We start from the raw sequence: 19,790 nt of genomic DNA on the forward strand, positions 1-19,790 counted from the left end.
TTATGCCTGTTGCGATAATGGCTGTAAAAACGGTAAACCAAAATGACATTGAATAGCAAAAAGTTATTTATCCTTACAATGACTTCTCTGTTTTCTTTTTCTTCAATTGCTTCACAAAGCTCAGAAGCATTACAAGACATGTCCGATCCCATGGCTGTATTTTCTCAATTCGGTGCGGGATATGGTGACAAAGGCATAAATCTAATGTTTGGCCATGCCTATGATACTGGCATCGCCAACAAAAAAGCGATGCACATCTTTGAAGCAAAGGGGATTGGTGGCGAAGCACTAGGGTGGCGTGATGATAATAACAACTCAGTCAGCGAGTTGCGCTATCGTCACTTTGAAGCCAGCACGGTTACCGGTACGGGGACCAATATCGACTTGCATTACAACCTTGACTCGGGCGTTGGAACCGGTACCTATGGCATCATTCAGGCCTTGCCAAAAGCCGGGCGTTTTCAGGCCTACCCAATGCTGGCTGTCGGGGCTACCATCATAGATTTGAACAAAACCGATCACCGCCTCGACACAGAAAATGGGACCATCGGCGGCCATCATTTACTGGGGTTTTACGGCCTTGCCGGAATGTATAGTCGCTACAGTGTGACAGACAACATTTGGCTTAACTATAACCCTATGTCGTTATTTGGAGCCACTGGAGAACTGTCTGGCGAGTCGCTGCTTCTGCATGAAGCCGCGATCTCATACCAATTAACAACCCGCGCGAATATTAGGTATTTTGCCAATTGGTCTGATGATATTCGCTATGCCAATGGTGACCATAGATTAATGTTCACTTATCAGGTGTAAGATTTATGTTTGCTATTACTTAGTCATGACATCCATCCCTTTTTATCTGTTTGGTAAAGTTGTTGAGGCCATTAAAGAAAATACCAATATGAAGATTGATATTTATAATAAAAGTAAAGACGACACGCCATTGGTAATTAAAAATTATATTCTTTAGTTCAGGCCCAGCATCGTGCTGGGTCTTATATTGGCAAAACAACCTGCTCCCCGAACCTTGCGATAGCCATCACACTCGCCTCCCCCCCATCAGCGTAAGATATGCAACTCAAATCCCTAGCTGTACAAAAAATTATGATAGCTCCGATCGAATCGTTTGACCCGGTAGCCTTTCGCCGCTGCCTCCATCAATATCCCGAACTGTCACACTGCGAGCACCGCACTGCAGAAATGATCAACCAGCAACTACGCCAGTTTGGCCTGACACCGAGAACCGGGCTTGGCGGCCATGGCACAGTGGTCGAGTTCGACAGTGGCAAACCAGGCAAAACCAGCCTATTCCGCGCCGATTTCGATGCCCTTCCCATTCAAGAGCAAGCAGATCGCCCTTATGCGTCGCGCCAAGCCGGGGTCATGCATGCCTGCGGCCATGATGGCCATACGGCTTCCCTGATGGCCGTCGCCAAACACCTTAGCGAACATCCGCCGCAGTCAGGACGGGTACTCTTGCTGTTTCAACCCGCCGAAGAAACGGGAGCGGGCGCAGCCGCAATGCTGCAAGATCCCTGGCTCGCCGAGCAACACATCGATAGTGTTTTTGCCTACCATAACCTGCCCGGTTACCCGCTTAACACTGTGCTCATCAAGCCCAATAGCTTTGCCTGTGCCTCAACCGGCGTCACCATTGAGCTGTTTGGCAAAACCTCCCATGCCGCCAAGCCTGAGGATGGCTTGCCACCAACGGCAGCGATGATTAATACGATTGAACTCATCCAGCGTTTACCCCTACAGTTTCCTGAGGTTTTTGCACTGACTACCGTGGTCCATGCCTCACTGGGCGAAACGACTAATGGCGAAGCAGCATTTGGCACCGCACCGGGTTATGCCAAAGTGCTGGCCACCTTACGCAGTGATGACAGCCAAACCCTGGTGGCGATGAAGTCACTTATCGAACAGCAGATCAGCGCACTGTGCGCAACAGAACAGTTGCGAAGTGAAATCTCATGGCAGGAATGGTTCAACGCCGCCGTCAACTCCCAACAGCACTGTCAGCAGGTTATCGAACAAGCCCGATCACTTGACCTGCCTGTCGAACGGCTCAAAGAGCCGATGCGATGGTCCGAGGATATGGCCGAATTCCTTGCCCAATGGCCCGGCGCCCTGTTCTGTCTTGGTAGCGGTGAACATCACCCTCAACTGCATAACCCCGACTATGATTTTCCAGACACGCTCATCGACACCGCCTGCAACCTATTCCGTGCATTGATCAATGATATTCATTGCGGCACACATCAGGCCGAACACGAGGGACAATAGCAGGCAATCAGAATTGATTTGGGGTTTCAGCAGGAAGGCTCTGGAAGTTAGCGATAGGATTGAAATATAATAATACAATTTATCACTCTCTGATACCTATCGCGCCAACAAGGAGCCCTCTTGCAACTCTCGCCATTTGTTAAGAAAAACCTCTCGACCGCGTGGCCACTGGCCATGAATGCCCTGCTGATGCAATCGATGCTGCTGATCGACACCCTGCTGATCTCTCCACTTGGCGAGGTCCCTATTGCGGCGTTAGGGATCGCCACCGCCGTAGTTGCTTTTCTGCTCGGATTCCAGAATGCATTGGCAAACGGCACCCAGTTGGTGATCAGCCGTGCGTACGGTTCTGGCCGGTCTGACGCTCTGAGCGACTCAGTGTTAAGCGGGATAGCGATTAACTTGGGCGTTGCCGCTCTCTTCTCGCTGTTGCTGTTTATCTTTGGTGATCAGTTAGTCGGCTATATCACACAAGAGCCGGAGTTACACAGCCCCACTGTCGACTACCTGAAAGTCTCCACCTTAACCCTGTTGTTCAGCGCTTTGACTCAAATCATGATTGCCTGCTTCAATGGGTTAGGCAAAACCAAGATCCCATTTAAAGGCTATCTAATTGAATTACCAGTCAATACTGCTGCTACTTATGTACTAATCCACCAGCTTGGCTTCGGGGTACTGGGCGCTGCAATCGGTAGCTTGATCGCTATCTTGGTCCGCACTGCTTTTCTAGTTTACTGCCTCCGCCTGGATAACGTTATCACCCTGCGTCTGCCAGACAAGCTGAACCATTTCTGTTCTCTGACCAAGCACCACTTTAACGAAATCTTTCCGATTGCAGCCAATATGGCCATGCTGGCAGTCGGAGCAACAATTTATCAACTGCTCTACTCACAACTCTCCCTCTATGCTTACGTGGCAATCACCTTAATCATGCCGTGGATTCGTATGGGTACCCAAATGACAACAGCGGCAGCCCACTCAACAGCAATCCTGATCAGCCAAGCCATCGGAGCAAACAAGCTCGATGACCTGCGGGAAAATGTCGATACCAGCATCAATATTGCGGTCATAATGTCGATCATCACTTGCGGCTTGTTTTTTGTCCTCAGCTTGTGCCTTCCGGTCATCTACCCAGAAATGGAGCAACAGACCTTCCAGGCACTGGCGATCATCGCCCCGCTCTATATCAGCCTGCCTTTGGTCCGTGGCTACAACACGGTTCACGGCCACGCACTGCGGGCATTGGGAAAAACCAAAGCGGTCTTTGCCATTAACTTTTCCGGTCAATGGCTGGTATCACTCCCTCTACTGGCGCTGCTGATTGTGTGGTTTGACGCGCCGCTTTTCTGGGCCTTTGCCATCATGCCACTTGAAGAATGCATCAAAGCCATCCCGTTCCGCCACTTAGCCCGCAAGACACTCAATGAATTTGACCATGACAAAGCGGCAGCGCTGAATTATCACTGATCGTTACATCGTCAGTAATGCGGCTGAAACGCGCTCTTGGCATCACAGTTCAAACACCGATGGATCGGGCTTAGATCAAAAAACTGTGAACTAGAGGAGGTTTCAGCGCATTCTGCAATTGCTTTACGACGAGCAGGCGTATATCCTTAAGCCATATAGTCATACAATAGTATTTTAGTAGGAGTCTGAAATGACTAAACCAGTAATTGGTTTCATCGGTCTTGGCCTTATGGGCGGCAACATGGTTGAGAACCTTCAAAACCGTGGTTACGAAGTTAACGTAATGGATCTTAACAAAGATGCAGTTGCAGCAGTGCTAGCTCGTGGCAACGCTTCTGAAGCTGCTTCTGGTAAAGAACTGGCAGAGAAAAGTGACATCGTGATGCTTTGCCTGACAACGTCTGAAGTGGTTGAGAAAGTCGTTTACGGCGAAACCGGTATCCTAGCGGGGATGTCTGAAGGCAAAACACTAATCGACTTCGGTACGTCTATCCCAGCTTCTACTAAGAAGATCGGTGCTGATCTTGCTGCTATCGGTGCCGGTATGATCGATGCGCCTCTAGGCCGTACTCCAGCTCACGCTAAAGATGGTCTTCTGAACATCATGGCCGCTGGTGACATCGAGACTTTCAACAAAGTTAAGCCCGTTCTTGACGAGCAAGGCGAAAACGTATTCCACCTAGGTGCACTAGGTTCAGGTCACGTGACTAAGCTTGTGAACAACTTCATGGGTATGACGACTGTTGCGACTATGTCTCAGGCGTTCGCTGTAGCTAAGCTAGCAGGCGTTGACGGTCAGCAGCTATTCGACATCATGTCAGCAGGTCCTTCTAACTCTCCGTTCATGCAGTTCTGTAAGTTCTACGCGGTAGACGGTGAAGAGAAACTAGGCTTCTCTGTTGCAAACGCAAACAAAGACCTTGGTTACTTCCTTGCTCTATGTGAAGAGCTAGGTACTCAGTCTCTAATCGCTGAAGGTACTTCTACTAGCCTACAGGCTGCTGTTGATGCAGGTATGGGTAACAACGACGTACCAGTTATCTTCGACTACTTCACTAACCTTAAGAAGTAACTCGAACCAATCTAACAGCGGTGCTGCAGCTTTCGGGCTGCAGCACCGCTGTTGTTTCTGGGCACAAAGAGATCTCACCCACGTTAGCCTAACCAACGCAGACACCGCCGTTATAAACCTCCCTAATTCAGGCTCCTGCAGCCTCCGCCATAACTTGGATATAGATCTCAACAGCGACGGAGCTGCAGAACACTTTGTCTTGATACAAGACCGATATTTTTGTGGCAGCGGAGGCTGTACTGCCGTGATTTTCGACAATCAAGGGAACATCATCAGCCAGATGTCCGTGGTTAAACCCCCGGTATTGCTAGCGGAAAGTACCAGCAACGGCTGGCGTGATTTTATGGTATGGAGCAACGGTGCGTTTCGTCTGATGAAATCTAGCGGAGACTCTTATCCGACTAACCCTTCACTCGAGCCGGAAGTAGATAGAAATGCCAGCCAACAAGCAGCAATGGCTAAAGTGGAGGAGACCGAGCTTTACCAGCAAGATGGATACGATATTGCCCCTACTAGAGCAACAAAGATATGGGCACCGAGCAGTATCTACCATTTTACGTTCAAGCACTATGGTGATCCGCGCGCGGTGTATCATGCGCAAGTGGATATGGCGAGTGGGGTTGTAGAGATCAGTCATAACGCTGTGCCCGCAAAATGATGCCGGCACAGCAACAAATAGCGCTACCTATCTGGCGTGTTAAAAGTACACTCTAAAGCCCGCTCTGGCTTCTAGCTCAATATCGAGTTCGTCCAGGTAAACCGCAGGCGTCAAATCGACATAGAAGCCCATAGGGCGGACACGGAATTCTGCACCAATCCCCGGCGTCACGGCGACATAGTGTTTGTTTCGATCGACGTATTGGCCCCCCAGGAACAAATACAACGGCGTCCCCTGAACAGCATAAGTTTTATTCACCCCAACACCGAAATTGTCATCAAGGCTCACATTGAATCGAAAACCATTGTGCTTGAAGTCTACGCCCCAGAACGGATCACCAACTGACAAACCAATGCCGGTGCCTGCCTGTGCGCTCATTGACGCGAACATGCCAAGCGCCAGAACTAGCGTCATTATCTTTTTCATAATATTTCCACTGCGATAAAAATCTGAAATATTAAAACGACGCAAACGATAAAATGTTAAGAAGTCAGAGAATTAACTGACATTTGACAGAGCTGGCCAGGTTCAGGCCTTTGATGATTAATTGCTAGGCAAATTGAGAGTAATTAGGTACTTAGTCACTCGAGCCTCAATGGCAGCACGGGAAACGGGAAGGAAAAAATCAATAAGTCAGCTCAAATTTCACCGCGCCACTGTCAATATCGATATTGCTGTTATCCACCATGGCACCGCCCGCTTCGACAGAGATGCTGAAGTCATCCGTCGCATTGAACTTCAGCCCGGCACCAAACTCAGTAGGATCTTCAATATTCTTATTTTGGTAAATGCTGTAATTATCGCGCCCCGTATTATCGACCGGACGACTCCCCTGCCCCACAAACTCAACAGCTTGCTTGGAATTGGAGTCCTCGATAAATATTTCCCCCAAAGCACGCTCTTTAGCGTGGGCTGCCCCTGTCATTAACGCGGCTATCAACAGTCCATGTCGCCAATGATCTATCATGCGCACCTCACAGCTCACTCATACACCTATAAAATTTGTAAACCATCGCCTTGTTAAAAACAATGCCCATGAGTTGTTGCACACTTATTTTTCAGAAAAATCCCCTCGTGCCAATGGCACAACTAGACCGGATAGATGACACCGAGTGACGCCAAACCGGATGCACCAGTCACCTCAGGTGCATTACTTGGCAGACCATGGATACGCTGACGGGCCAGCCACGCAAAGGCCATGGCTTCCATATAATCCGGGTCGATGCCGGCATCACGGGTATTGGCAACCGACCAATCAGGCAGTAGCTCTGCAAGGCGCTGCATCAGGAGCGGGTTATTCCCCCCGCCACCACAGACCAGCAACTGAGGTTGTCGGCCTTGGACAAAACGGGCCACCTGATCTGCAATCGTCTGGGCTGTAAACTGCAGCAAGGTTGCCTGCACATCCGGCTCCGAGACCGTTTCAGCTAATCCATTCAATTGGCCTTCCAGCCAAGGCAGGTTGTAATGCTCCCGCCCGGTGCTTTTGGGATATGAACGACTGACGTATGGGTCAACCATTAGCTGGCTCAACAGGCGCGGGTTAACGGTGCCGGAGGCAGCAAACTCACCGCCTTCGTCATATTTATGGCCCAAATGGCGATACACCCAGGCATCCATCAGCATATTGCCAGGACCGGTATCATAACCTATCACAGGCTGGCCTGGACGCAGCACCGAAATATTGGCAATGCCACCAATATTCAGTACCACCGTTGTCGACTCTTGCTGTGCAAACAGGCCCTTGTGAAAAGCGGGTACCAAAGGTGCCCCCTGCCCACCCAGCGCCATGTCCTTGCGGCGAAAATCCGCCACGGTGGTAATGCCCGTTTTGGCTACCACAATATTGGCATCACCCAGCTGGATAGTGAACGGGGAATCACCATCCGGCTGATGGAAGACTGTCTGGCCGTGGTTTCCCACCGCCGTTACCGCAGAAGCCTCAATACCCGCTTTTTCCAGCAGTTGGTTGACCGCATCGGCAAACAAATGCCCGAGCTGGTGATCCAGCAGGCCAATTTGCTTTAGGTTCGTAGCCTGCCCCATGCAAACGTCAAGCAACGCAGATTTCAAGGTATCTGGCATTGGGAAAGCATCGGTTGCCAACAACTCGGGCCGAGAAGCCTGTTCAGCTGCAGTTTCATTGCCGGCTTCAAAAGCGACCAAGGCGGTATCCACCCCATCAAGGCTGGTCCCTGACATCACACCAATATAAAGCTCACGGGCCATAACATTTCCTTTCACAGACGCACATTCAAGACCAAGAAATGTGGATGCCGAAGGCTTAGCCTTCATCTCCCGTCATACCCTTTTCGTTGCTCGCCGTTTGGATCGGACGCGCAATATGAGGCGACTGGATTAACGTAACCTGCATCGACACCACATTATTGATCATATCGAGTAACGACGCCCATTGGACGGTTTTCTCTCTTTCAAACAGGCTATCAAAATTATCAGGTGTCCATTCAACGAATGGGCGAGGATTCAATGCCCGTCCCAAAAAGCGAATCTCGTAGTGCAGGTGCGGGCCTGTCGATAAGCCTGTATTGCCTGTCCAACCGATCAGATCCCCTTTGCGAACAAACTGACCGCGCTTCACATTGAATTTCTTCATATGCGAATAGGTCGAGGTGAAGCCCATGGTGTGATCCAGTTTGAGGAAGTTACCCGAGCCCTTGTTGCTCGGCCGGGTGACTTCAACCACTCCATCAGCAGGCGCGTAGATCTCAGTACCGGTATTGGCTGCAAAATCCAACCCTAGGTGGCTCTTACGTTTGCCCGTTACCGGATGGACTCGGGTACCGAATTGCGATGACATCCGGATCCCCGGAGTCGGGCTACCATTGGGGATCATCCGAAACAGGGTTCCCCTCACCGCCGAGCTAATAGCGGCACTGTCTACCCGCTCTTCGAGGGTAAAGACTTCACCGTCTTCAGCAGTTTGCAGACCCAGGATGGTTTCCACATCATCAATTCGCAATGACAGGGCGTCCAGTTCCGCTTTTTTTTCATTGAGCTCTTCAAGCAGTTCTCGATTACTGGCACTTTCTTCGGACAAAGAGGCACTCAGTTGCTTTGCATGAACGTTGAGCAGGCTTAACTGCTGGCTCGAGTGGAGGTTGTCTTGGTAGAGGTTATAAACACTATACCCACCACCAGCGGCGGCAGCCAACAACGCTGTTGCCACCAGTGCGATATACCGTTTCTTGAAACGGTTAATAAGGTAATGCGAGGTGCCACGATGATCGGACACCGAAATACAAATATTTTCTGACATGATGACTATTCACGACTCGCCTGAATGTTTGTGCAAATCAGTTAGCTGTTCCAGCTCACGATGTAATAGTTCATCAGTGCCAACATTTAATTCGACCAAACGCCGGAGGTGTCCAGCACTTTCTAAATCAATATGGAAGATATGCATACGTAAATAAGCAGCATCATGGTGAACTAACCGGGTTTCCATCCGCAGTTCGATGTCTGAGTCGTGCAGGCAAAACGATATAAAATACTTATCGTCAGTATCTTGGGGCGACCAGCTCTCCGGCTTGGTCAGTAGGATACCCTGCAGGGACAGATCCCGAACTTCCGCCTGCCATTCACCATTGGCATTGTTCAGCGTAGCCGGAGCCTGATATAAAATACGACTAAAGTGACGACGTTCAACCATAATCACTGCATTCTTTGTTGTTCTTTTATTAAACTAATTCTAATGATTATTCACTGATTAAACCAGATTTATCCTAATGCAGAATTAACAAAATTGAGGTTTTATGATCTGAATACTGAAAGAGTGCCGATCTAGCAGGAACTTTCCCCCCACAAAGGTTGTGACCGAGAGAAAATAAAAATCGCCATTACTTTCACCAATATTTAGGCGACAAGATAATGACGATAATATCAGTATGGTTGCTTATCCCGCTAACGGGCATGGCGAAAGGTTAAGGCTGCAGTACTATGAGGCTATCAAGACTGATGTCTTGCTGATAGTCCACCCCTGCCAGGCCGAAACCGTTCAGCGCCATAAAGTCTTGCTTGTAGCCGGCGTAGTCTCCCAGCTCAGTGAAGTTCTCCGCGCTCATCCTGGCCATGATTTCACTGACCTGCTGCTGCACTTCGGGATCAAGCTCCCAGTCATCCATTCGGATCAAGCGCTGCTCGTCGGTGGGCACGTCTTGCGGGTGATTAATGAGGGTGTAAAAACGGCCATTGAACAGCCGCTGCATTTGCTCGATGCACCCTTCGTGGGTTCCCTTCTGCTTCATCACCTTGAACAGAGCAAGCATATAAGGGGTAAAGGCCGGAATAAACACGCTGGCTTTGGTCACGAGGGCTTTGCAAACCGCAACATGGGCCTGACCACCAATCGCTGCGAGCTGGGTATTGAGTGTATCTGCCGTAGTATGCATATGCTCTTTGGCCCGGCCGAGGGTACCGTGGTGGTAGATCGGATAGGTCACTTCAGGGCCAATATAGGAGTAAGCCACCGTGCGGCAGCCTTGTGCCAGCACCCCCGCCTCAGACAGGCACTGTATCCAGTCAGCCCAATCCTCACCGCCCATCACTTTTACCGTATCGGCAATCTCCTGCTCTGTCGCCTTTTCAACGGTCATTTCCGCCAGGCTGTCAGTTTCCAGGTTAAGAGTGGGGCCCACCACAGGCTGTCCTGTGGTCTTTATCACCGAGTGCCACATCTCACCGGTTTCTGGATTCGGGCGAACACCGGTCGCCAGGCTGTAGACCACCAAATCCACTTGCCCACCCAAATCTTTGTTGATTGCCTCGATCACTTGCTGGCGAACCGGTTGTGAAAAGGCATCACCAACAATATTTGTCGCGATACGGCCCGCCTTCTCGGCTTCCTGCCTGAAGAAAATATTGTTATACCATCCGGCGCTACCAACCCCTTTCTCACTGGGGCCACGTTCGAACGAAACGCCAATGGTGTCCGCTTCTGCCCCCCCAAAGGTATGGGCAATACGTGATGCTAGCCCGAATCCGGACGACGCCCCCAACACCAGCACCCGCTTCGCTCCATGCTCGATGGGTTTGGCCTGTTGCACGTAGTCAATTTGCTTGCGTACCGCTTGCTGGCAGCCATAAGGGTGGCACGAGCGTGCTACCACACCTTTGATCACTGGCTCAATAATCATTGTTTACTCCAAAAACAGAAATCAAAAAACCACACATTAAGAGTCAATACTGATGCCACCCTAACGGAAATTAACCCATCGCAACAGCCAGCAAATCAATAAATGCATCGCCACTACTGATATTCCTACCGGCCTATTTGGCCATATGCTGCTTCTCGTGCTCTAGCAGCCACACCTTGATATCCAGCCCTCCGGCATAGCCAGTCAACTTACCAGAGCGGCCAATCACCCGATGGCAAGGCACAATGATCGGCACTGGATTTTTGCCGTTGGCCGCACCGACAGCCCGCACGGCTTTGGGGTTGCCGATATGATTGGCAATATCACCGTACGAGCAGGTTTCGCCGTACTCAATACCGCCCAGCGCCAGCCACACCGTTTTCTGGAAATCCGTTCCGGCCATATCCAGCTTGACCTCAAAATGCTCCCGCTGCCCGTTGAAATATTCTGCCAGCTGCCGGCAGCAGTGCGCGGTGGTTTCTGATGGCTGTTGTTCCAGCTCAGGATCAACCGCAAACTCAATGGCGGTAATCGCACCACCGCTTGCCCGTACATTCAGCCAGCCAATGGGGGTATTGATCAGTTGGTTGCTCATAACGTTTTCCATAAATAAAGGGTCAAATAACTTTGCCAAGGCGCGGCCAGCTCCGGCTGACAAGGCCGTTTTTCCAAGGCCTTTTTTACTCCCAGGTCGCCGACAAGAAAAATATTGGGGTCACTCAAGCCGCGCATCTTAAGGTAATCCACCGTCCACGGCCCTATTCCCGGTAGCGCCAGCAATTCATTTGCATCCTCAATACCTTGCTCTGCCACATAACGCCCAAAGATCCGCAAGGTCTCACGGCGACGCTCAGGCATACCGAGCAAGTTCAGATCATACTCGCCTAAAGCCTCCGGCTCAGGGAAAAAATATCGTCCTGAATGGTGACCCGGATTCATCAATATCAGCTTTTCAACCAGGTTCCTCGCCGCCTTCACTGAGACCTGCTGACCCAATATGGCGCGGATGCCGGCTTCGAAAGGACTCCAAATGCCAGGAAGGCGCAGGCCCGTTTGCCCAAGGGGCTCCCCCATTGCGACTTCTATGGCACTATCAATCACCGCAGAGTCGGCATCCAAATCGAGGCAGCGGCGGATATTGGCAATCGCGCGGGGCAAGCACTGCAGATTGGAAAGGCTCAGCTCAACCCGAAAACACGCTTTGTCTTGTTCATAGTGTGCGGTGAACCAGCCCTGACCGTATTCTTTGCCAAATGTCCTGCCATAACTGTTTTCATCGAGCCACTCCAAGCCCTCGATCAGCCGAGAAGCGAAGAAATCGCGTACCGACGGCCAGTCGTAAGGCGGGCGATATGATAGAGTGACGGTCACCGTCTTCATCTGGTTTTTCCCTTCGCCTTGCTCGGCGCCATTGAGCTGCTTGCGCACTTGCGTTGGTGTTAGCGAAAAGTGCTGGTAAAAACAATCATTGAAACGCCGAATACTGTTAAAGCCACTGGCCAACGCAATATCGGTGATGGACAGTTGGCTTTCGTGCAGAAGCTTCTTGGCCAGCAGGCATTGCTGGTAAAGGCTGTAGGCTTTGGGCGACAGACCCATTTCATCATTGAACAGCCTGCGCAGGTAGCGATCGGTAACCCCGAGGCGTCCGGCCAGCTGTGCCAGGCCACTGTCAATCAGTGCCCCTTCATCAATCAAGCGCTGCGCCCGGACAAAGGTCGTACTCTTGCCCCGCCATGCTGGCGATCCCGGCGCACTATCAGGCCGGCAGCGCAAGCAAGGCCGGTACCCTGCCTGAGCCGCAGTAACGGCCGAGGGAAAATACTCCACGTTTTTTTCCAATGGCGGTGGCGCCGGACAGATTGGGCGGCAGTAAATACCTGTCGTTTTCACGGCGGTAAAGAACAATCCGTCGTAGCGCCTGTCCCGGGCCAAGCGGGCCTGCTGGCATTGGGCAGGGCTCATCATGGTAGCGTTTCCTTCGGTTCAAAACATTGTCAGGAAGATAGATTCTTCTTTTAGTCTACCCGGCTACCGAGACAAAACTAGCCACTTTCGGAACTCAATGATGAAATTTACTTCAGCTTCACCGCCGTGCCGTATACCAAGATTTCTGATGCGCCCTGCATAATTGCACTCGTGGTAAAACGAACATTGACAATCGCATCGGCACCCAAGGATTCGGCTTCTGCGATCGCTCGCTGGGTCGCCTCCTGCCGGGCTTCGGTCAGCATCTCAGTATAGCCACGGATCTCACCGCCGAAGATAGTCTTAAACCCCGCCATGATATCGCGGCCAACATGCTTGGACTGCACCACGTTGCCAGTGACCGTGCCGAGCACCTGTGCAATTTCGCGACCATGGATTTCAGGGGTGGTTACATAGAGCATATTGTTATCCTTATCTTTATTAGCTACTTTTTTGACTGTATCCCATTACAAAGGTTCAGAGAGCAAAAAGCCAGCAACGATTCTGCTGGCTTGGAATGGTTTAAAAAAGTGAAGAATGGTCTATTCCCATTCAATATCATCGAGGAAGGTCAAAAAACGCTGCCAGGATTTGTAATCGGCATCTTGGCGGTAGTTATCCGAACCGTAGACAGTAAACGCATGCGGTGCGCCACTATAGACAATCATTTCATTACTCACCCCGGCTTTTTCCAGCTCGCCCGATAATACCGCGAAATCAGACATTGGGATCGCGCTATCTGCTGCGCCATGCAGTACCAGAATGTTGCCCTTGGATTTCAAGTAGTCTTGCCCTTCCGGGGTTTGTAACCCACCGTGGAACGTCACAAAGCCTTTCATATCTGAACCCGAACGTGCGAGTTCCAACACCGCCGCGCCGCCGAAGCAATAACCCATGGCCACAGACTTATCGGTATTGGCACCGAGCGAGTCAGCCATTTGCAACGCGCCGTTCATCAAGTCACGCATTTTCTGCCGGTCTTTGTACAGCTCGCCTGTATGCTGGCGTTTGTCTTTCACCTCTGTTGGCCTTACCCCAGCGCCAAACAGATCGGCGGCAAACACGGCATAGCCTTGCTCTGCCAACATTTCAGCCCGCTTAACCTCATAGTCGGTGAGCCCATCCCAGTCATGGATCAACAGTACCAAAGGCGCATCTTCTGATGGTGAAATATAGTACCCCTCATAGGCTTCATCATTCACCTTGTACTCAATAGCCCTGCCCTCGGCAGCATTGGTTGCAAAGGTCATCAGTGTCAGTATCGATCCAATCGTCAATGTTCCTAGTGTCAATCTACCTGGCATAAACAGTGTTTTCATATCCGCTCCAGTTATCCCTATTGATTGCTTTACAACTGAGTTCCCAGAAATAAGTGTAGGCAATCGATGACGAAAGTGTAGGAATAGCCTGACTACGCCCGTTTCATTATTGTGAATAAATTTATTGGCTTAGTGCTAATATACCTAGGTTAAGGTCAGCTAATGACTTGGGTACATTTACACGGAAGGCACCATGACAGCATTTTCAGAGTTCATTAAACACGTTGGCCGCGGGGAAAAGGGCCGTCGGCCACTTACCCAGGAAGAAGCACGAGAAGCACTAGATATGTACCTCGACGGCAAAGCCGAATTACTTCAACTTGCCACGTTACTTATGCTGCAGCGCGTGCGCTGCGAAACCAGTGAAGAAGCGGCTGGCTACATCCAATCATTGCGCGGCCGTATTTCACCTAAGTGGCATGAGCTGGACATTGATGTCGACTGGCCTTGCTTTGCAGGCAAGCGCCGTCAGCCGCCTTGGCTATTGCTAGCAGCCAAACTGCTTGCAAAGAACGGTATCCGTGTAATGCTGAGCGGCCATATGGCTGTCGATGCCATCAAATACCAGGTAGAAAGTGCCTGTCCAGCGCTGAATATCCAGCAAGCCGAAACACCCGATGACGCAAGGCGGATCCTGGCCGAGGATAATATCTGTTATATTCCGCTTTCGAGCTACTGCGAGCCGTTGATCGATCTGCTGGCACTGCGCAACTTGGTCGGGCTGCGGACCCCGCTCAATACCGTGGCCCGGGCCCTCAACCCGACTGCAGCACCGTATTCAATCCACGGGATTTTCCACCAGGGCTATGAACAACTCCACGCCGAAGCGGCGCAGTTGGTGGGAGACAAGAACATGGTCGCCTTCAAGGGAGAAGGCGGGGAGAGTGAGCGTAGCCCGCGCACTGCCTGCCGCTTGTCCGGCGTTAGCCAGGGGCAATTGTTCACCGAAGAATGGCCAACCTACTTGGAGGGGGCGTCGGGCAAGCATGGTGAGATCAGCGGCGAGTTCTTGCAAACGATCTGGCTGGGGGATGCCGACAACCATTACGGTGAATGTGCCGTCATTTCCACCCTGGCCATCGTGCTCAAAATGATGGGGATCTGCAGCGAGCAAGAACAGGCGCTGTCGATGGCACGCGAATGGTGGGAGAAGCGCTTGAGCTAACATATCCTCAATTAACCTGCATAACTGATAACCACATTTGGTCGTCGAATAGAGGTAAATTATCCGCATTCCCAACCTCTTGCCACGAGACAGAATGTATGAAAACCCTGAGACTACCAAGTGTCATCTTCAGCCTGCTGCTAGGTTCAATAGCAACCGCGGGGGCCTCTGCAAACACTCTGGCTACGGTTACCTCCGCCGGTCAGCTCCACGGTGTGCTGGACTCATGCCAGTTCTTTGAAACCCTGCCGAAAATGACGCTTCAGCGTGTCAGCGACTATTTAATTCAAACCACGCTCACAACCAATAACACTGAACATCATGTCGCCTGGGTGGAGGCAAGGGTTGAGGGAAGGCAATATGCAGACCGGCTGTACTCTGCTAACAGCAGCCTTCATGATGCTAAGTGCAACGGGATCGTAGAATCATTCTGGAACGGGACTTTACCGACCATAAACAGGGGCTAAGCAGCCCCTGTCTGTGACTTTCGGCTCATCGTGACTAGCCTGTGGTACGGATATGGAACTTGTCGACTTCGGATGACAGTTCACCCATGCGCTGCCTGATCAAGTCCATCTCGTCATGGATATCGGCAATCGCCTGCATGGTATTCCCGGCAAGCTCGAGCAAACCATCAACATCGGCATCGACACTCTGCGCGGTTTGAGATTGCTGGCTAGCCGCCGTGGCGATACCCGTATTGAACTCGGCGATTTCATTCACGCTGCCGATCAGCCCTTCGACCAAGGATTTGGCTTCGAACACCACATCTTGAGTTTCCACTGTCGCCTCTCGGCTTTGCTGCATATTGGTATAGGAGTCTTTGGCATTTTGCGTGATGCCATCAAGTAACAGACGAATATCTTCGGTAGACTTTTTGCTGCGCTGAGCCAAGGTTCTCACCTCGTCAGCAACGACGGCAAAGCCCCGCCCTTGCTCGCCGGCCCTTGCCGCCTCTATCGCTGCATTCAAGGCTAACAGATTAGTTTGCTCAGAAATGGCGTTGATAGTATCGAGGATAACCGTCACCCCAGCCATTTGCTGCTCGAGATTTTCAATGCACAGATAGGTTTCATTGACACTGTCCAGCAGACGCGCCGTCGTCTGCTGCGACTGCTCACTTTGGGCATAGCTTGACTCGGCACTCTCACGGGCCAATTCGGTACTGCGCTGCGCCTCGTTGGTGATTCCCGCCACTTGCTCACTGGTTTGTGCCATTTCGGTCATGGCCGTCGCGATACTGTCACAACGTGTATGGGTTTGCTGACTGTCCGTTCTGGCCAGCGCAATCAACTTCACCATCTCCGCCATTTCTTGTTGGGTTTGGTTAGCCACACCGTGAGCCTTGTTGAGGGTATCGCAAACGCTCTCCGATAACCTATCGAGCTTTTTGCCAATTTCGCCAATTTCATCGTCGCTGCTATCAGCCAAGCGAATCGTCAGATCTTTACTCGCAGCCATCGTCGATAGCTTGTCTGAAAAGGCGGAGACCCGACGAGTTAAGCGTTTTAGCGACACAATGGTAAACACTATCAGCGGTACAACGACCAACATAATAATGCCGGCAAAAAACCACAGCTGATTCGAGACCTGTTGTTGTTCAAACTTTACCGCGGCCGTTAACTCAGCGGTCATCTGGTCTCGCAAACCTTTGACCAGGGCAATTCTGTCGGTAGCCAGCCCAAACCAACTCGGTGCCGCCGGTCCTTCTACTGCTGACAATGACGCTTTCTGAGCAAGAAATTGCTGCTGGATCGCCATCACCTGCTGCCAAGTCGATGAACGCATAATGGCTTCGAGTTGCTGTCGATGTTGACCACTGAGCAGTAAACCGGCCTGCCGAATCGCATAGGCCTCATCATTGATATACTCCTGAATTTGCGCATACCGATCGAGGCTAGACTGCTTGCTGGCAAACACCCCGTTGAGCGCCCCACGAGCCATCCCCGCCTGCTCTTTGGTAACAAGCAACTGCAGCAAGCCTTGCAGCTCCTGCTTGAGGTCCGCATTACTGATTTGGGCCAACAATATCGAGAGGTTATCCAAGGCCAGGCGGTTCACATTGGAGTAATACGCAAACGGTGAGTCAACCAAACGTAGACTGTCGACCTGTTGGCGGATCCCTTGCCGTTTATCCAGCTCAGAACGAACCGCCGCCAATAACGGGTCGACAGACTGACGGCTAAGATGCAATGGTGCAAAAGCCAACAATGCCTGATAAGCCTTGTCTGCCTGGATTCTTTGCTGCCTCAAAGCCTCCACCTGTGGCCCCTGCCCTTTGGCTCCGATCACCCCTGCGGTTAAACCTCGTTCAACCGCAAACTGGTGGGCAACCTCATCGTATAAATGGAATAACGCAACCGTTTCTTGAGCAACATCAGCTTGCGTACGTTCATCCATTAACTGGTGAGTTTGCCACCCTATCACCGACACCAGCAAAAAAGTGGGAATAATGAAGGTAATGAGCAAGGTTTGGCGTATGGTCAAGGACTTGAGCGGACTGATCATGGTTAACCTCTTGATATATGCAATTCCTTTTACATATTTACATTAGCAAAAAGACATCAAAATATCCGGTAACCCTATCACGATTACTTTGTCATCAAAGTAATAACCACACACCACCTATTGCACTGAAATATCGTCTCCATTTCATATCATCTGCACAAATCGATAGACAATCCTCCCCCCCCACAACACATCGAGCATCTCTGCCCGATGCTTTATTAGCTTCAATGAATAGCAAAATCGTATAACACTTATCTAGTTATACATTTTCCAGTTCTGCTGCTGTATTTTGCCAACAAATAAGCGGAGTTCTTGCTCTAATGGCCGATCTTCATTGACAACTTCAAAATCCTTACGAACTGACTTGACCATTGCCTGCAAGGCAGGACTAATTTGATCTTGTTCGAGCTCCCCTTGTCGCTTCCGAAGCTCTATTGCTTGTGTTGCTGCCAGCAACGATGCTGAGGCTACTTGTTCAGTCAGCTCAAGTACTCGAAGACAGTCTCGGGAAGCGATGGTCCCCATACTGACTTTATCCTGGTTATGGCACTCGGTTGATCGCGAGAAGACACTGGCAGGCATAGTGTGCTTTAGCGCTTCTGCTGTCCACGCTGATATACCAATTTGTACCGCTTTGAAGCCATGGTTGATCGGCTTACGACTTCCTGTTGACCCTGTTAGGTTGAACGGAAGCCCATTATTAAACTTGTAGTCCATCAGCTGAGCCATTTGTCTATCAAGTAGATCAGCTATGTTAGCAATAACAGTCTTTAGCGTATCCATCGCAAGAGCTATGTGTCCTCCATAGAAATGGCCACCATGCAGCACGCACTCATTGTCGCCATCAATAATTGGATTGTCGTTAGCGCTGTTGAGCTCATTTTCAATCAGTTGACGAAGCCAAGGGAGGGAATCCTGCAACGTGCCAATAACATGAGGAGCACACCGCAAAGAATAGCGGTCTTGAAGGCGATCGCTATTGCGTGGAGGACGATTAGCCTGTAAATCATCACGCAGCCAGCTTGCAATTTGCTGCTGACCAGGGTGAGGTTTAACGGCAAACAAGGCTTTGTCAAAATGGAAGTCATTGCCCTGCATGGCAACAGAAACCATGGCCGTGATCCTGGTAGAGATTTGCGCCAAGTATTCTGCGCGTTTAAATGCAAGGCAAGCTAGTGCTGTCATGACTGAAGTGCCATTCATCAAAGCTAGCCCCTCTTTGGGTTTAAGTTTAATCGGCGAGATACCGAGCTGGCTGTATACATCTGCTGTTGGCTTGATTTCCCCTTTATAGATCACTTCCCGCTCGCCAATAAGTGAGGCGGCCAAATAAGATAGAGGGGTAAGATCACCACTCGCCCCGACAGAGCCTTCCTGTGGTATGCGTGGAGCAATATCATGATTGATTAAGGTAACGATTTGCTGCAAAAGCTCTAAACTCACCCCTGACACGCCCTGAGACAGCGAACACAAACGAGTCGCCAACACAGCACGTGCTTGTTGGTGATCCAAGTTATCACCCAACCCACAACCATGAAAACGGGTAAGGTGCAGTGGTAATTCATCGACAAGCTCCGTTGGAATCGCAACAGTACAGGAATCGCCATAGCCTGTCGTTACTCCGTATATCACTCCCTCATCTTCTAGTAATCGCTCGAGAAAAGCCGTTCCACGTTGAATTTTACTCGTAAATTCAGCGGTATCATTTAACCTTACTGAAGCGCCACCAGCGATGTCTGTAACGTCCTCGATTGTCAGACGTCCTGCACCGAAACATATAGAGTCTCGAATATTTTCTGTCATGTTGCTATTCCATATAACCATTTAAAAAAAGAGGTATCAATATCACTATTGACCATATTCATATTCTACTTGCTGTTTAAATATTGGTATAACTTCTGCGAGCTAATTTCCGAGTCATATCTCTTTAATTACATATAACAATTCAACTATAAGATTTAATTTTCGACATATATCTAAAACATGAAAAATAGAGTTGCAAATTTAAGCAAAAACTCATATCGCCACCAATAAAAAACTATAAAAACAAACGCTAAAAGAAAAGCCACAATAAAATATATAACCATCGCAATGCAATTAACCCGCCTATATCTATAGACGGATTAATCTTGAACGCAGTAGTGTGACATTACCATCAAGTTAAATAAAAAGAGATAGTTGCATAGAGATAATA

At 50.2% G+C, this 19,790-nt stretch carries 18 protein-coding genes and 1 pseudogene; 7 read left to right on the plus strand and 12 right to left on the minus strand.

Annotation, left to right across the window (positions count from 1 at the left end; all coding sequences use genetic code 11):
* The first annotated feature begins 42 nt into the window (after positions 1 to 42).
* The 5 genes and pseudogenes from C9J03_RS03190 to C9J03_RS03210 form a co-directional block, all read left to right on the plus strand.
* Positions 43 to 813, plus strand: a complete 771-nt coding sequence (locus tag C9J03_RS03190) for a hypothetical protein (protein WP_044621668.1) — start codon at positions 43 to 45, stop codon at positions 811 to 813.
* A gap of 291 nt (positions 814 to 1,104) precedes the next feature.
* Positions 1,105 to 2,286 carry an amidohydrolase gene (locus tag C9J03_RS03195; protein WP_044621998.1) on the plus strand — a complete coding sequence of 394 codons (1,182 nt, stop codon included), beginning with the start codon at positions 1,105 to 1,107 and terminating at the stop codon, positions 2,284 to 2,286.
* Positions 2,287 to 2,406: 120 nt separating this feature from the next.
* Positions 2,407 to 3,753, plus strand: a complete 1,347-nt coding sequence (locus C9J03_RS03200; RefSeq protein WP_107291662.1) for an MATE family efflux transporter — start codon at positions 2,407 to 2,409, stop codon at positions 3,751 to 3,753.
* Positions 3,754 to 3,943: 190 nt separating this feature from the next.
* Entirely contained in the window at positions 3,944 to 4,825 is an 882-nt protein-coding gene (locus C9J03_RS03205; RefSeq protein ID WP_044621669.1) for an NAD(P)-dependent oxidoreductase, read from the plus strand.
* 163 nt (positions 4,826 to 4,988) lie between these two features.
* A pseudogene (locus C9J03_RS03210) lies at positions 4,989 to 5,483 on the plus strand (hypothetical protein); the annotation flags it as partial.
* Positions 5,484 to 5,522: 39 nt separating this feature from the next.
* On the opposite strand, the gene C9J03_RS03215 reads toward C9J03_RS03210, so the two are convergent.
* From C9J03_RS03215 to C9J03_RS03260, 10 genes are all read right to left on the minus strand, one after another.
* Positions 5,523 to 5,909, minus strand: coding sequence for a hypothetical protein (locus C9J03_RS03215; RefSeq protein ID WP_044621670.1), 387 nt, complete (start codon positions 5,907 to 5,909; stop codon positions 5,523 to 5,525).
* 199 nt (positions 5,910 to 6,108) lie between these two features.
* Positions 6,109 to 6,450, minus strand: coding sequence for a hypothetical protein (locus tag C9J03_RS03220; RefSeq protein WP_146149055.1), 342 nt, complete (start codon positions 6,448 to 6,450; stop codon positions 6,109 to 6,111).
* A gap of 122 nt (positions 6,451 to 6,572) precedes the next feature.
* Complete coding sequence (locus C9J03_RS03225; protein WP_044621672.1) at positions 6,573 to 7,712, minus strand: anhydro-N-acetylmuramic acid kinase; 1,140 nt, start codon at positions 7,710 to 7,712, stop codon at positions 6,573 to 6,575.
* A 55-nt stretch (positions 7,713 to 7,767) separates the two neighbouring features.
* Positions 7,768 to 8,760, minus strand: a complete 993-nt coding sequence (locus C9J03_RS03230; RefSeq protein ID WP_044621673.1) for a M23 family metallopeptidase — start codon at positions 8,758 to 8,760, stop codon at positions 7,768 to 7,770.
* Positions 8,761 to 8,769: 9 nt separating this feature from the next.
* Positions 8,770 to 9,153, minus strand: a complete 384-nt coding sequence (locus tag C9J03_RS03235) for a PilZ domain-containing protein (protein ID WP_044621674.1) — start codon at positions 9,151 to 9,153, stop codon at positions 8,770 to 8,772.
* A gap of 271 nt (positions 9,154 to 9,424) precedes the next feature.
* Complete coding sequence (gene fabV, locus C9J03_RS03240; RefSeq protein WP_044621675.1) at positions 9,425 to 10,636, minus strand: enoyl-ACP reductase FabV; 1,212 nt, start codon at positions 10,634 to 10,636, stop codon at positions 9,425 to 9,427.
* 133 nt (positions 10,637 to 10,769) lie between these two features.
* The gene (locus C9J03_RS03245; RefSeq protein WP_044621676.1) at positions 10,770 to 11,231 is read right to left on the minus strand and encodes a methylated-DNA--[protein]-cysteine S-methyltransferase; all 462 of its coding nucleotides are present in this window, start codon (positions 11,229 to 11,231) and stop codon (positions 10,770 to 10,772) included.
* Positions 11,228 to 12,604: an AlkA N-terminal domain-containing protein gene (locus C9J03_RS03250; protein WP_044621677.1), complete on the minus strand. Its 1,377-nt coding sequence runs from the start codon at positions 12,602 to 12,604 to the stop codon at positions 11,228 to 11,230. The genes C9J03_RS03245 and C9J03_RS03250 overlap by 4 nt, the downstream gene beginning before the upstream one ends.
* Before the next feature lie 107 nt (positions 12,605 to 12,711).
* Entirely contained in the window at positions 12,712 to 13,026 is a 315-nt protein-coding gene (locus C9J03_RS03255; RefSeq protein WP_044621678.1) for a heavy metal-binding domain-containing protein, read from the minus strand.
* A gap of 120 nt (positions 13,027 to 13,146) precedes the next feature.
* Positions 13,147 to 13,854, minus strand: coding sequence for a dienelactone hydrolase family protein (locus C9J03_RS03260; protein ID WP_044622001.1), 708 nt, complete (start codon positions 13,852 to 13,854; stop codon positions 13,147 to 13,149).
* A gap of 262 nt (positions 13,855 to 14,116) precedes the next feature.
* Here C9J03_RS03260 and C9J03_RS03265 point away from each other — a divergent pair, with 262 nt between their 5' ends.
* Both C9J03_RS03265 and C9J03_RS03270 read left to right on the plus strand, forming a co-directional pair.
* Entirely contained in the window at positions 14,117 to 15,088 is a 972-nt protein-coding gene (locus C9J03_RS03265; RefSeq protein WP_044621679.1) for a glycosyl transferase family protein, read from the plus strand.
* 98 nt (positions 15,089 to 15,186) lie between these two features.
* Complete coding sequence (locus C9J03_RS03270; protein ID WP_044621680.1) at positions 15,187 to 15,555, plus strand: hypothetical protein; 369 nt, start codon at positions 15,187 to 15,189, stop codon at positions 15,553 to 15,555.
* A gap of 34 nt (positions 15,556 to 15,589) precedes the next feature.
* On the opposite strand, the gene C9J03_RS03275 is transcribed toward C9J03_RS03270, so the two are convergent.
* The gene (locus C9J03_RS03275) at positions 15,590 to 17,596 is read right to left on the minus strand and encodes a methyl-accepting chemotaxis protein (protein WP_044621681.1); all 2,007 of its coding nucleotides are present in this window, start codon (positions 17,594 to 17,596) and stop codon (positions 15,590 to 15,592) included.
* A gap of 255 nt (positions 17,597 to 17,851) precedes the next feature.
* Positions 17,852 to 19,399: an HAL/PAL/TAL family ammonia-lyase gene (locus tag C9J03_RS03280; protein ID WP_044621682.1), complete on the minus strand. Its 1,548-nt coding sequence runs from the start codon at positions 19,397 to 19,399 to the stop codon at positions 17,852 to 17,854.
* Between the last annotated feature and the right edge of the window lie 391 nt (positions 19,400 to 19,790).

Source organism: Photobacterium gaetbulicola (assembly GCF_003025515.1).
GTDB classification, from domain to species: domain Bacteria; phylum Pseudomonadota; class Gammaproteobacteria; order Enterobacterales; family Vibrionaceae; genus Photobacterium; species Photobacterium gaetbulicola.

Bases quoted from the DNA above. Each gene is read 5' to 3' on its own strand.
- C9J03_RS03220 (WP_146149055.1), bottom strand. From the start codon at position 6,450: ATGATAGATCATTGGCGACATGGACTGTTGATAGCCGCGTTAATGACA.
- C9J03_RS03195 (WP_044621998.1), top strand. From the start codon at position 1,105: ATGATAGCTCCGATCGAATCGTTTGACCCGGTAGCCTTTCGCCGCTGC.
- C9J03_RS03215 (WP_044621670.1), bottom strand. From the start codon at position 5,909: ATGAAAAAGATAATGACGCTAGTTCTGGCGCTTGGCATGTTCGCGTCA.
- C9J03_RS03235 (WP_044621674.1), bottom strand. From the start codon at position 9,153: ATGGTTGAACGTCGTCACTTTAGTCGTATTTTATATCAGGCTCCGGCT.
- C9J03_RS03230 (WP_044621673.1), bottom strand. From the start codon at position 8,760: ATGTCAGAAAATATTTGTATTTCGGTGTCCGATCATCGTGGCACCTCG.
- C9J03_RS03190 (WP_044621668.1), top strand. From the start codon at position 43: ATGACATTGAATAGCAAAAAGTTATTTATCCTTACAATGACTTCTCTG.
- C9J03_RS03250 (WP_044621677.1), bottom strand. From the start codon at position 12,604: ATGATGAGCCCTGCCCAATGCCAGCAGGCCCGCTTGGCCCGGGACAGG.
- C9J03_RS03280 (WP_044621682.1), bottom strand. From the start codon at position 19,399: ATGACAGAAAATATTCGAGACTCTATATGTTTCGGTGCAGGACGTCTG.
- C9J03_RS03270 (WP_044621680.1), top strand. From the start codon at position 15,187: ATGAAAACCCTGAGACTACCAAGTGTCATCTTCAGCCTGCTGCTAGGT.
- C9J03_RS03265 (WP_044621679.1), top strand. From the start codon at position 14,117: ATGACAGCATTTTCAGAGTTCATTAAACACGTTGGCCGCGGGGAAAAG.
- C9J03_RS03255 (WP_044621678.1), bottom strand. From the start codon at position 13,026: ATGCTCTATGTAACCACCCCTGAAATCCATGGTCGCGAAATTGCACAG.
- C9J03_RS03245 (WP_044621676.1), bottom strand. From the start codon at position 11,231: ATGAGCAACCAACTGATCAATACCCCCATTGGCTGGCTGAATGTACGG.
- C9J03_RS03260 (WP_044622001.1), bottom strand. From the start codon at position 13,854: ATGACCTTTGCAACCAATGCTGCCGAGGGCAGGGCTATTGAGTACAAG.
- C9J03_RS03205 (WP_044621669.1), top strand. From the start codon at position 3,944: ATGACTAAACCAGTAATTGGTTTCATCGGTCTTGGCCTTATGGGCGGC.
- C9J03_RS03275 (WP_044621681.1), bottom strand. From the start codon at position 17,596: ATGATCAGTCCGCTCAAGTCCTTGACCATACGCCAAACCTTGCTCATT.
- fabV (WP_044621675.1), bottom strand. From the start codon at position 10,636: ATGATTATTGAGCCAGTGATCAAAGGTGTGGTAGCACGCTCGTGCCAC.
- C9J03_RS03225 (WP_044621672.1), bottom strand. From the start codon at position 7,712: ATGGCCCGTGAGCTTTATATTGGTGTGATGTCAGGGACCAGCCTTGAT.